The organism is Bradyrhizobium sp. USDA 4473, from assembly GCF_054063335.1.
In genome coordinates, this window is sequence record NZ_JBSSGE010000001.1 from 6,542,882 (window position 1) to 6,555,314 (window position 12,433).

A 12,433-nucleotide genomic window follows, 5' to 3' on the forward strand; every position below is an offset into this window, starting at 1 on the left:
ATGATGAAATCGTCCCGGCATGGTGCGGGAGCAACATTCAACCCTACAGCGAGCGCGCGATCAAGACCTTCATGATCTCGTTGGTGCCGCCATAGATCTTCTGGATGCGGGAATCGATGAACATCCGCGAGATCGGGTATTCCTGCATATAGCCGTAGCCGCCGTGCAGCTGCAGGCATTCGTCGGCGGTCTCGACCTGCTTCTGCGAGCACCACCATTTGGCCATCGACGCCGTCACGGTGTCGAGGTCGCCTGCAACCAGCCGTTCGACGCACCAGTCGACGAAGACGCGGGCGATCATCGCCTCGGTCTTGCGCTCGGCCAGCGTGAATGCGGTGTTCTGGAATTCGATCAGCGGCTTGCCGAACGCGGTGCGCTGTTTGGTGTAGTCCGCGGTGATCTTCACCGCGCGCTCCATCGAGGCGACCGCGCCGATCGCGAGCGACAGCCGCTCCTGCGGCAATTGCTGCATCAGCTGCACGAAGCCGTTGCCCTCCTCATTGCCAAGCAGGTTTTCCGGCGGCACCGCGACATTGTCGAAGAACAGCTCCGAGGTGTCGGAGGCATGCAGGCCGATCTTGTCGAGGTTGCGGCCGCGCCGATAGCCCTCGGCGCCGGCGGTCTCGACCACGATCAGCGAGATGCCCTTGGCGCCAGGCGCGCCGGTGCGCGCCACGACGATCACGAGGTCGGCGGCCTGGCCGTTGGTGATGAAGGTCTTCTGGCCGTTGATGACGTAGGAATTGCCCTGCTTCTTCGCCGTGGTCTTGACCGCCTGCAGATCGGAGCCGGTGCCGGGCTCGGTCATCGCGATAGCGCCGACCATCTCGCCCGAGGCCATCTTCGGCAGCCAGCGCCTTTTCTGCTCCTCCGAGCCGTAGTTGACGATGTAATGCGCCACGATCGCGCTGTGCACGGAGACGCCGGTGGTCAGCTCCGGCACCGTGCTCTCGAGGTCGTCGAGCACGGCAGCGTCATAGGCGAAGGTCGCCCCCAGGCCGCCATAGGCCTCGGGCACGCTCGGCAGCAAGGCGCCCATCTCGCCGAGCGCGCGCCAGGCGGAACGGTCGACCAGCTTCTGCGCGCGCCATTTTTCGGCGTGCGGCGCCAGGTCCTTGGCGAGGAATTTGCGGAACTGGTCACGGAAGGTGTCGAGCTCCTCGGTCATCCAGGACGATCGGTAGTGCATGATATCCCCGTGCTAAATCAGCAGACCGCCGCCGGCGACGATCACCTGACCACTGATGTAATTCGATTCCGGAGCGCAGAACAGATAGACCGCGTCCGCCGCTTCCTCCGGCGTGCCGCCGCGACCGAGCGGGATCATGCGGCCCATCGCCTCCAGCATCTGCGGCTGGACGCCGACCTTGATGTCGCGGCCGGCGACGTCGATGGTCTTCTGCTGGCTCTCGATCGGCTGGGTCAGGCGGGTGTTGATCAGGCCGAACGCCACACAATTGACGTTGACCTTGTAGCGGCCCCATTCCTTGCACATCGTCCGCGTCAGTCCGATCAGCGAGGCCTTTGCCGAGGAATAGCTGGCCTGCCCGGCATTGCCGTAGAGCCCTGCGATCGAAGAGATGTTGACCACCTTGCGGAATACCTCGCGCCCGGCCTCGGCCTCCTTCTTCGCCATCACCCGGATCGGCTCCGATGCCGCGCGCAGGATGCGGAACGGGGCGACCAGATGCACGTCGAGCATCGCCTGGAACTGCTCGTCCGACATCTTCTGGATCGTCGAGTCCCAGGTGTAGCCGGCATTGTTGACGATGATATCGAGGCCGCCGAACTGCTCGATGGCGGCGCCTACGAAACGATCGGCAAAGCCCGATTCCGTCACGCTGCCATTGACCGCGATCGCCTCGCCGCCGATGACCTTGATCTCGGCGACGACGGCATTGCCCGGCTCGGCATCGAGGTCGTTGACCACGACGCGCGCGCCTTCGCTTGCGAGCTTCAGCGCGATCGCCCGCCCGATGCCGCGGCCCGATCCGGAGACGAGCGCGACTTTGCCTTGCAGCTTCGACATGATCTCTCCCTAGAGCGCGATAATGGCTTCGCCGGCGAGCTTGATCTCGCCGTTCTGATCCTTCGTCGTCAGCGCGAGCTTGGCGCGCTTCTCGCCGCCCTGCTCGATCAGCTCGGTCACGGTGCCCTCGCAGGTCAGCCTGGCGCCGAGCTGGGTGATCGCGGCGAAGCGGGTCGCGAACGAGCGGATGCGCGACGGCGCCACCGCATCCGTCAGCGCCTGGCCGAGATAGCCCATCACCAGCATGCCGTGCGCGAACACGTCGGGGAAACCGGCCGCCTTCGCGAAGTCGATGTCGACATGGATCGGATTGTGGTCGCCGGAAGCGCCGCAATACAGCGCCAGGCGATGCCGGGTGATCGGCGGAAACTCCTTGTGGACGATGCGGTCGCCGACCGACGGAACGCCGGTCATGACGGCCTCGCATTGCGCACCACGATGGTGCGCGAGACATCGGCGACGTGGACGCCGTTCTGGTTGGTGACTGATGTATCGACCACGATCAGCGTCATCGCCCCGCCCTTCTTCTCGGTCACCCCAGTGACCCGCGGGTGGAACGTCAGGATGTCGCCGACCACAACGGGCGCGTGATAGTCGAAGCGCTGCTCGCCATGCAGCACGCGGGCGAGATCGATGCCGAGCGCGGTCAGGAATTCGAACGGATCGGGCGCGTCCATCATCTCGAGGCAAAACAGATAGGTCGGCGGCACCGGTGTCGCCTCGCCATCGCGATAGACCGGATTGGTCTCGCCGAGCGTGTCGAGGAAGAAGCGCAGGCGTCCCGGCTCGACGCGCGCGGTCACCGGCGTGAATTCGCGCCCGACGGCGGATTGATCGACCATGACGGCCTCAGGCGCGTTCGTAGAGCGTCACGACGCAGGCGCCGCCGAGGCCGAGATTGTGCTGCAAGCCGAGCCGCGCGCCCTCGACCTGGGTTGCCGCAGCGGTGCCGCGCAGCTGCCGGGTCAGCTCGTAGCACTGCGCAAGGCCGGTGGCGCCGAGCGGATGGCCCTTCGACAACAGCCCGCCGGACGGATTGGTGACGATCCTCCCTCCGTAGGTGTTGTCGCCGTCGTCGATGAATTTCGCGGCCTCACCCTGCCCGCACAGGCCGAGTCCCTCATAGGTAATCAGCTCGTTATGGGCGAAGCAGTCGTGCAGCTCGACGACGTCGAGATCCTTTGGCCCGATGCCCGCCGCCTCATAGACCTTGCCCGCGGCATCGCGCGCCATGTCGTAGCCGACCACCTGCATCATGTCTGACGCACCGAAGGTCGACGGCGTATCGGTCGTCATCGCCTGCGCGGCGATACGGACCTGCTTGTTGAGGCCGTGCTGGTCGGCGAACTTCTCCGAGACCAGGATCGCGGCGGCGCCGCCGCAGGTCGGCGGGCACGCCATCAGCCGCGTCATCACGCCGGGCCAGATCACCTGGTCGTTCATCACGTCGTCGGCGGTGACTTCTTTCCGGAACAGCGCCAGCGGATTGTTCTTGGCGTGGCGGCTCGCCTTGGCGCGCACCTTGGCAAAAGCATTCAGCGGCGTGCCGTATTTCTTCATGTGGCTCAGGCCGGCGCCGCCGAAATAGCGCAGCGCCAGCGGCACGCCGGGCGCGTCGACCAGCCTGTCGGCCGCGGCATCGAAATCGTCGAACGCGCTGGGGCGGTCGGTGAACACGGCGCCGAGCGCGCCGGGCTTCATCTGCTCGAAGCCGAGCGCCATCACGCAATCCGCAGCACCCGACTCGATCGCCTGCCGCGCCAGGAACAGCGCGGTCGAGCCGGTCGAGCAGTTGTTGTTGACGTTGACGATCGGGATGCCGGTCATGCCGACGCCATAGAGCGCGCGCTGGCCGCAAGTGGAATCGCCATAGACGTAGCCGACATAGGCCTGCTGGACCTTGCCGTAATCGAGCCCGGCATCGGCGAGCGCGAGCCTGGCGGCTTCGGCGCCCATCACATGATACGGCGCGTTGGCGCCGGGCTTGACGAACGGGATCATGCCGACCCCGGCAACATAGCTGCGTGACGTCATCGCGTGTCCTCCCGGAAATTACCCACTGGACTATTTATTACCCATGGGTAATATACGGGCGATCTTCCGGAGTCAATGCGACAACGACCGACGCGATGGACGCCAGCCCCCCCTCTTCCAGCAACGAGTCTCCCTGGCTGCCGTTCGAGAGCCGGCGCCGCGCCCGCGACGAGAAGCGCGAGGCGGTGTTGCGCACGGCGGTCGCGCTGTTCCTCGAACAGGGCTATCACGGCGCCACGCTGAACGAGGTCGCCAGGCGGCTCAACATCACCAAGCCGGCGCTCTACAATTACTTCCGCGGCAAGGACGAGATCCTCTACGAGTGCTGGTCGATCGGCAACGAGCTGGTCGACGACTGCATCGCCGAGACCTCGGCCGGCGGCGGCTCGGGGCTCGACAAGCTGCGCAAGCTGATCGTCCGCTATGCCGAGCTGATGACCGAGGACTACGGCAAGAGCCTGGTCCGCTTCGACATCCGCGATCTCAGCGAGCACAACCGCAAGATCGTGCAGACCGCCAAGCGGCGGATCGACCGCGCCTTCCGCGACTATATTGCCGCTGGCGTCAAGGACGGTTCGGTGAAACCCTGCGACCCGAAGCTCGCGGCGTTCGCGATCGCAGGCTCGCTGAACTGGATCGGACACTGGTTCCAGCCCGGCGGTGAGCTGAGCGGCCGCGCCGTCGCCGAGGAATTCGCGATCCGCCTCACCGAGGGCATCGCCAAAGCAACAACGCAAGTGACATCAACGCGCGAGACAACAACGCGCAAAGCAGCCGTTCCGGCTGCGCAGAAGGCGGGCAAACCGCCTCGGAAGGGAAACGCATCGAGGGAGGAGACGAGTGAACATCACGCACGGACTGCGGCGCGCGCTGCAGGTCAATCCAAACGGGCTCGCAATCGTCTGCGGTGAGGGGCGGCGCAACTGGCGCGAGGTCGGCGACCGCGTCGCCCGCCTCGCCGCCGCCATCCGCTCGCTTGGCGCCGACAATGGCGACCGCGTCGCGATCCTGTCGCTGAACTCCGATCGCTATCTCGAACTCTACCTCGCGGTCGGCTGGGCCGGCGCCGTGATCGTGCCGCTCAACATCCGCTGGTCTCCGATCGAGAACGAGGATGCGCTGCGCGACTGCCGCGCGACGATCCTGTTCGTCGACAAGGCGTTCGCGGCGGTCGGCGCGACGCTGGCAGGCGCCATCCCTGGCCTCAAGCTCATCTACGCCGACGAAGGCGAGACGCCCGCCGGCATGGAGAATTACGAGACGCTGATCGCGCAGAGCGAACCGATGGCGGATGCGATGCGCACCCGCGACGATCTCGCCGGCATCTTCTACACCGGCGGCACCACCGGCCGCTCCAAGGGCGTGATGCTGAGCCATGGCAATCTGATGGCCAATGCGCTTAACGCGCTCGGCGAAGGCCTGTGGCCGGCGAGCACGGTCTATCTGCACGCGGCGCCGATGTTCCACCTCGCCAATGGCGCAGCGATGTATTCGGTGCTGCTGTCCGGCGGCTCCAACGTCGTGATCCAGGGTTTTACGCCGGACGGCGTCGCCGCGGCCGTGCAGAAGGAGCACGTCACCGACGTGCTGCTGGTGCCGACGATGATCCAGATGTTCGTCGATCACCCGACGCTCGGCAGTTACGACCTGTCGTCGCTGAAGCGGATCGCTTACGGCGCCTCGGTCATCAGCGACGCCGTGCTGATGCGGGCGATGAAGGCGCTGCCGCATGTCGAGTTCACGCAAGCCTACGGCATGACCGAACTGTCGCCGATCGCGACGCTGCTGCACTGGAAGGAGCATATCGGCGACGGCCGCGCCAAGGGCCGGCATCGCGGCGCCGGCCGCGCGACGCTCGGCGCCGAGGTGAGGATCGTCGATGCGGAGGACAAGGTGGTGCCAACAGGCACCGTCGGCGAAATCGCGGTGCGCGGCGACATGGTGATGATGGGCTATTGGGAGCGGCCGGAGGAGACCGCGCGCGCCGTGATCGACGGCTGGATGCACACCGGAGACGGCGGCTACATGGATGCGGACGGCTTCGTCTACGTCGTCGACCGCGTCAAGGACATGATCATCTCCGGCGGCGAGAACGTCTATTCGGCCGAGGTCGAGAACGCGCTGGCCCAGCACCCGGCGGTGGCGCAATGCGCCGTGATCGGCATCCCGAGCGAGCGCTGGGGCGAGCAGGTCCACGCCGTGGTGGTGATGAAGAGCGGCGCCGACGCCACGCCGGAAGAGCTGATGGAGCACTGCAAGACGCTGATCGCCGGCTACAAATGCCCGCGCAGCGTCGACATCACCGCGACCCCGCTGCCGCTCTCCGGCGCCGGCAAGATCCTGAAGCGCGAGCTGCGCAGGCCGTATTGGGAGAACCGCGAGCGGCGGGTGAGCTGAGGCGTACGGCTTATGTATTGCTCCGTCATTCCGGGGCGGCCCACGGAACCGAATCCGGAATCGAGAGATTCCGGATCTATCGGCGAAGCAACGACGCATCGAGCCGATCGAGGCGCAATCGTTGTCTCCGACAACGCATCCCGACGATTCTCGATTGCCATTCCGGTCCGACCGGCCCTCATCGGCTCAGGCTCGCGCGCCAAAGTCTCACGCCCGCTTTTCCAAGGGCCGTCGTCAGATCTTCGGCAGAGAATGGCTTCGCCAGCAATTGGACGCCTTGCATAGCGGAGAAGCGTTGCCGCACATCCTCGTCCACATGGCCGGTCGCGAGCACGACCGGCAGGTCGGTATACAGGCTGCGAAGCTCCGCAACGAGTTCATCCCCCGGCCTGTCCGGCAGGCCAAGATCAACGACCGCGCCGATCAGCCCCTCGATGCCCGAGCGCGCCTTGGCGGCGGCCTCCTTGAAACTCGCAGCGCCATCTACTGCGAGCCCGGATTCCGCAAGCATATCCGTGACGAGAAGCTGCAAGAGAAACTCGTCCTCGACCAACAGGATGCGGCCGGGCTGCGGAGGCCCGCCGTCGAGCAGGCCACGGATTCGCGTTGCGAGCTCGGCGAATGAAAACGGCTTGCTGAGCAACTCGATGTCCGGATCGAGCCGTCCTTCACGAATGAGGACATCACCGGCATAGGCCGTCGTGATCAGCACCCTCAAGCCGGGATACTGCGCCCGCGCCTGATCCGCTAATGCCTTGCCATTGATTTGGCCGGGCAGGCCAAGGTCGGTGAACAACAGCTCGATTTGCGCATCACTTCTCAGCAAACTCAACGCGGCGCTTGCGTCTGCCGCCTCGAGCACCCTGTACCCGAGTTCACGAAGGCTGCCCGCGGTGGTAGCGCGGACATCCTCGTCGTCTTCGACCGCAAGGATCGTCTCCCCACCGCGGGCCCGCGGGATGGCCCTGAATTCCGAGCTGGCCTCGGCGCGAGAGACTGCCTGATCTGAAAGCATCGCGGCCTTGGGAAGATAGATGTCGATCCTGGTCCCGACGTGGAGCTCGCTTTCAAGCCTGAGATGCCCGCCGCTCTGTTTGACGAAGCCATAAACCTGACTGAGGCCGAGGCCGGTGCCCCTTCCATCGGTCTTTGTGGTAAAAAAAGGTTCGAACACGCGGTTCTGGATCTCAGGCGTCATCCCCATGCCAGTGTCGGCGACCGAGATCTTGACGTAAGGTCCGGCCTCGCCGTCGCCATCCTCCGACTCATCACGCGCGAGATCGATATTCTCCGCCATGATCGCGAGTTCGCCGCCATCCGGCATTGCGTCACGCGCGTTGACGGCGAGGTTGAGAATCGCCGACTCCAGTTCGGTTGGATCGACCTCGACCGCCCATAGCTGAGGCGGTATGTCCGTCCGTATCGAAATGCCCTCGCCCAGGGTACGTTGCAGCAAGTGCGACATGCCGGCGATCAATTCGGAAAGATCCACGCGACGGTATTCGAGAGGCTTGCGCCTTGCGAAAGCGAGCAATTTACTGGTCAGGACGACCGCTTGCCGGGCGCCGCGCGTGGCGTTGTCGAGCATGGTTACGAGTGCGCCCTCTTCGCTGCCAATGCGGCGCCTCGCGCCTTCCAGATTGCCCAGAACCACGGCTAGCAAATTGTTGAAGTCGTGCGCGATGCCGGCGGTGAGCCGCCCGACCGCCTCCATCTTGGCAGCATGACGCATGCGGTCTTCCAACGCCCGGCGCTCCGACACGTCGCGCACGCTCGCGAGGCGCGCCGGCCGGCCCTCCCAGCTGGTTTCTACGGTGCGGATTTCGGCATCTACCAGCCCGCCCCCGGGCTGATGGATTGCAATCTCGCTCATCTCGCCCGCCACGATCGGCAAGCCGATCGGCGATCCGATCAGCGCCAATGACGGCTGCCCGAACAGGCGTTCCGCCGCCGGATTGGCGAACAGCACAAACCCGGCTTCATCGACGACGATGATACCGTCGGCGTTCTTCTCGATGAGGAATTGGATGTCCGACTGCGCGACCTTTGAGCCAATCCGAGTATCCGTCATGCGTATTCCAACTACCGTTCGCGGTGGATATCACGCTTTGAATACGTTCGGCGCCTCCTTGAACGGTCCGCCCAGATGCATGCCCGAACCGTCGATGGAAAAGCGTCTGATCTCCTTGGCGTGCTCGCTGCCGCGCATCTTCAGCACCATCAAGCCCCGGTGCATGACTTCCTGCTCCTGGATGTACCGCAGCAGAATGATCGAGTCGGTCATCGTCGAAATGTGCTGTTCGCTGGCGCTCTCGCCACCGATCAGCGACTTGCTTGTCGCGGTGCAGAGACCCGCGATCTCCCGCTTCTTGATGAAAGACGTCAAGCTGATCAGGAACTCGCGAAAGCCGGTTTCAGGGGCAATGCGCTCCAGCGCGGACAAGCTGTCGACCGCGATCCGGTTCGGCTTGAACTCATCGACCATCCCCTGGATCGTGAGCAGGTGATCGGGCAAGCCCTGGGCCTCAGGGTACAGACTGACGACCTTCAGCTTACCGTCGGCTTCCATGCCTGCGAAATCGGCGCCCCAGCCGCTGGCGTTGCGGAACAGCTGCCCGCGACTTTCCTCGTAACCGAACATGAGGACTCTTTCTCCGGCCTTGACCCCGCCGGAGAGAAAGTTGGTGACCAGCAGCGTCTTGCCTGTGCCCGTCGCCCCGCTGACCAGCGTCACGCTGTCGCGGAAGAAGCCGCCGCCGCACATCTCGTCGATATCGGCATTGCCGCTCGTCACCCGCACCGTGCTCGAATGCTGCTCCAGCCGTAGCGACGAGAGCGGGATCGCCACCACCCCGCGTCCGCCCAGTAGCGTGAACGGCGCTTCGCCTTCGACGTGATGGCTGCCGCGCATCTTCAGAACCTCGATCGTGCGGCGGCGCTTTTCCCGATAGAGCACGTTGCGCAGAATGACAACGTTATCGGCAACGAACTCCTCAAGGCGATGGCGGGTGATCTCGCCATATTCGCTGTTTCGCTCCGCCGTCATCAATACGGTCAGCCCCGCCTTCTTCAGCGCCGTACTGATGTGAAACAGCTCGCGGCGCAATATCTTGGGGTCGCCGATGAAGTGATCGAACAACTGAGTGAGTGAATCCAGGACTACCCGCTGGGCATTGACGCTCTTCGCCGCGTGCTGAATACGCGACAACAACCCCGCAAGATCGAACTCGCCGATCACAAGCTCATCGTTCGGCGGCGGGCTCGCATCGACGAAGGCGAGCCGGCCCTCCCTCTTCCATTTTGCCAGATCCCAGCCAAAACCGCTCATATTGGCCTGGATGTCGGCGGGCGGCTCCTCGAACGTCACCAATACGCCGTTCTCGTCGAACTGGGTAATGCCGTGAGCGAGAAACTGGGTGGCAAATACGGTCTTGCCGCTGCCTGGCGTACCGCCGACCACGGTGGAGCGGGCTCTCGGCAACCCTCCCATCACCAACTCGTCGAAGGCTTCGACCCCGGTCTTGACGCGCTCCAACACGCCGGTGATCCCTGCTTCCTCAGCGCTCATGCCTCGTCCTTCCGGTCGATCCCGAGAAATTCCAGAACCCGCACCGTGTCGCCAAGATCGCCGACGATGCGTCGCGTGCGAGTCGCATCTTCGTAGGACAGGGTCGGTGTCGCAATGATGCGCGCACCTTCGGCAAGCTCCGGCCGATCCAATACGTCGATGATCTCGACGTCCCATCCATGCGCGCCGATGGACGTCCGCAAGCGGTCGAGATTCTGCTGGGCGCGGCGCGAACTGGCCGAATTTCCTGCGATATACAATCGAAGCAAGCGCGCGGCCACGGAGACATTGCCTTCTCGACTGACCGTTGGCCCAATGGCTGCAGCGCTGCCGGCGCCACAGCATCCGAGTTACGGAGGCTCCCAGTGAACCTGATGATTTCGTTGAAGGAACAACAAACAGGGGTTGGGCGCAAGAGAGCTAGAACTACCAGACCATTAGTAGGTTCGACGCATCTCGTGTGCTGAATGCGAAGTTCGTGCGATCTCGCGGCAGCCACTTCCACGAACTTCGCATTCACAAAGCAGACTCGAATCATAAATTTGCCAGCGTCCTTATCGAATCTGAAGTCCGCTCCGAATGTGCGGCAAAGGATGCGAACTTCAGATTCGGGACACTAGAGCGACTCCCGATCGGAAGGTGGATGGCGGCGGCGGCGGCCGCGCAAGCTTGCCGGGGCGATGCCCCGCTCGCGCACCCAGAGAATGGCGGCACTGCGCCGGTTGACGCCGATCTTGCGGTAAAGCGATGAGATGTGGTTGCGCACAGTGTTGTGCGACACGTTGAGTTCAACGCTCATCTCGAGGTCGCTCTTGCCCTGGCAGATCAATCCGAGGACTTCCTTCTCGCGCTCGGTGAGGGGATCAAGGTCCTCGGCCGCGGTGCCGGAGGGCGCGAAGGACAACGTCTTGATCCGATCGATGATGCTGCGAGCGAAGGAGGAGGTGTCCGCCAGCACCGACTCGATCGCAGTCATCACCTCCCGCTCCGTGGCCCGCCGTTCCGTGGATTCACGTTCCTGGATGACGCACACCTGCGTCGGCACGCCGCGGATTCTCACGGTTTCGGCGGACGCGAAACAATCGACGAAACCGGCATCGCGTGCGCCATCGTCGCGAAGCGGCAATTTCAGTTGCTTCACCTCACCGTCGAGTCCCTCCCGAGCGGTCCTGTCCATTCCCACGACTTGGCCGTTTACATCAACGAAAATAATCCCCCCGCGGGCAGCCGAAACGGTCCCCCTCAGCCGCCCGTTTTCGCGCGCGTCATCCGTCACCACATGGTCCATCGCTGGCTCCCTGCGTTGCTTGATCTGTCCGTTCTGCTTGGGTTGCCGTGTCAACGTCCGGCGGGAGCTCTAGTTCCTTTTGACCAAGCCGTTAGTAAATATCGGCTATGGCCGGGAACCCGGCGTTCGGGCCAGTGTCGGCGGTTATCTGATGCGATCCGCTCCGGCCGGCCGACGGGTCTGGGATCCTACAATCCGACCAGCTTCAAACTCAACTCCCGCAACCGCCTGCGCGCCTCGGCGTCATAGGCCTGCGCGTGGGCGCGGGCCTCACGCTTGCCGTCGAAGAACAATCCGCTTTTGTCCGCGACGTCGTCGTCCTCGACCAGACGCAGGATGGCGTCGCCGCCCTGCTCGACGGTCGAGATCGGCGTCGCGCCTGAGGCGCGCACCATCGTGGTGTTCATGTAGGTGGCCGGGTGCAGCGAGTTGACCGTCACCCCACTGCCTTCCAGCTCCGCGGCAAGATCGATCGTGAACATGATCTGCGACAGCTTGCTCTGCGCGTAGGCGCGTGCGCCGCTGTAGTTTTTCGTGATCATCACGTCGGCGAAATCGATCGGATGCTGGCCGAGCGAGGCGACATTGACGATGCGCGCCGGGGTGCTCTCCTTGAGCCGCGGCAGCAACAGATGTGCGAGCAGGAAGCCGGCGAGATAGTTGACCGCGAAACGCAGTTCGTGGCCGTCCTTGCTGGTCTGCCGCGCCGGCCCCTCGTTCTGCGAACCGATGCCGGCGTTGCTGACGAACACGTCGAGGCGCTGCTGGTCGTCGAGCACCAGCTGGGCGAACTCGCGGACTTCGGCGAGCGAGGACAGGTCGGCCTGGTAGAACATCGGCTCGCGCCCACTGACCCGCTTGATCTCGTCGGCGAGGACCTGCGCCCGCTTGGTGTCGCGGCCGTGGATCAGGACCCGGGCGCCGCGAGATGCCAGCTTCATCGCCACATAGCGGCCGACGCCGTCGGTGGAACCGGTGATCAGCACCGTCTTGCCCGTCATGTTCATCGAAATTGCCTTTCGATCGTCCGCCCAGCGCTGCCAGCAAAGATAAATCCCCGTTGTGGACTTTGCCATGGCATGCCGCAGCACCATCAGCCCCGAAACGGCGCCGAAAT

At 64.2% G+C, this 12,433-nt stretch carries 12 protein-coding genes; 2 read left to right on the forward strand and 10 right to left on the reverse strand.

The genetic code is table 11. From position 1 onward, the window contains the following. Positions 1-43: 43 nt before the first annotated feature. From ACVW17_RS31050 to ACVW17_RS31070, 5 genes are read right to left on the reverse strand one after another with little or no spacing between them, the layout of a single operon-like run. On the reverse strand, positions 44-1,189 hold the full coding sequence (locus ACVW17_RS31050; RefSeq protein ID WP_456755407.1) for an acyl-CoA dehydrogenase family protein: 1,146 nt from the start codon (positions 1,187-1,189) through the stop codon (positions 44-46). A 12-nt stretch (positions 1,190-1,201) separates the two neighbouring features. Further along, positions 1,202-2,029, reverse strand: coding sequence for an SDR family NAD(P)-dependent oxidoreductase (locus ACVW17_RS31055; RefSeq protein ID WP_456798237.1), 828 nt, complete (start codon positions 2,027-2,029; stop codon positions 1,202-1,204). Positions 2,030-2,038: 9 nt separating this feature from the next. Further along, the gene (locus ACVW17_RS31060) at positions 2,039-2,443 is read right to left on the reverse strand and encodes a MaoC family dehydratase (RefSeq protein WP_456798238.1); all 405 of its coding nucleotides are present in this window, start codon (positions 2,441-2,443) and stop codon (positions 2,039-2,041) included. Beyond that, positions 2,440-2,871 carry a MaoC family dehydratase N-terminal domain-containing protein gene (locus ACVW17_RS31065; protein ID WP_456798239.1) on the reverse strand — a complete coding sequence of 144 codons (432 nt, stop codon included), beginning with the start codon at positions 2,869-2,871 and terminating at the stop codon, positions 2,440-2,442. Before ACVW17_RS31065 ends, ACVW17_RS31060 begins: the two co-directional genes overlap by 4 nt. 7 nt (positions 2,872-2,878) lie before the next feature. After that, the gene (locus ACVW17_RS31070; RefSeq protein ID WP_456755411.1) at positions 2,879-4,063 is read right to left on the reverse strand and encodes a lipid-transfer protein; all 1,185 of its coding nucleotides are present in this window, start codon (positions 4,061-4,063) and stop codon (positions 2,879-2,881) included. Here ACVW17_RS31070 and ACVW17_RS31075 point away from each other — a divergent pair. Then, complete coding sequence (locus ACVW17_RS31075) at positions 4,054-4,974, forward strand: TetR/AcrR family transcriptional regulator (protein ID WP_456798240.1); 921 nt, start codon at positions 4,054-4,056, stop codon at positions 4,972-4,974. The two genes, ACVW17_RS31070 and ACVW17_RS31075, sit on opposite strands and share 10 nt — an antisense overlap. Then, on the forward strand, positions 4,904-6,460 hold the full coding sequence (locus ACVW17_RS31080) for an acyl-CoA synthetase (protein WP_456798241.1): 1,557 nt from the start codon (positions 4,904-4,906) through the stop codon (positions 6,458-6,460). Before ACVW17_RS31075 ends, ACVW17_RS31080 begins: the two co-directional genes overlap by 71 nt. A 178-nt stretch (positions 6,461-6,638) precedes the next feature. On the opposite strand, the gene ACVW17_RS31085 is transcribed toward ACVW17_RS31080, so the two are convergent. From ACVW17_RS31085 to ACVW17_RS31105, 5 genes are all read right to left on the reverse strand, one after another. Next, on the reverse strand, positions 6,639-8,531 hold the full coding sequence (locus ACVW17_RS31085; protein ID WP_456755414.1) for a response regulator: 1,893 nt from the start codon (positions 8,529-8,531) through the stop codon (positions 6,639-6,641). 30 nt (positions 8,532-8,561) lie between these two features. Then, a complete protein-coding gene (gene kaiC / locus ACVW17_RS31090; protein WP_456755415.1) occupies positions 8,562-10,028 on the reverse strand; it encodes a circadian clock protein KaiC in 1,467 nt (488 codons plus the stop codon). Continuing rightward, positions 10,025-10,309: a circadian clock KaiB family protein gene (locus ACVW17_RS31095; protein ID WP_456755416.1), complete on the reverse strand. Its 285-nt coding sequence runs from the start codon at positions 10,307-10,309 to the stop codon at positions 10,025-10,027. Before ACVW17_RS31095 ends, kaiC begins: the two co-directional genes overlap by 4 nt. Positions 10,310-10,644: 335 nt before the next feature. After that, positions 10,645-11,316 (reverse strand): response regulator transcription factor, encoded by a 672-nt coding sequence (locus ACVW17_RS31100; RefSeq protein WP_456755417.1) that lies wholly within the window; start codon positions 11,314-11,316, stop codon positions 10,645-10,647. A gap of 188 nt (positions 11,317-11,504) precedes the next feature. After that, a complete protein-coding gene (locus tag ACVW17_RS31105) occupies positions 11,505-12,323 on the reverse strand; it encodes an SDR family NAD(P)-dependent oxidoreductase (protein WP_456755418.1) in 819 nt (272 codons plus the stop codon). Positions 12,324-12,433: the final 110 nt, after the last annotated feature.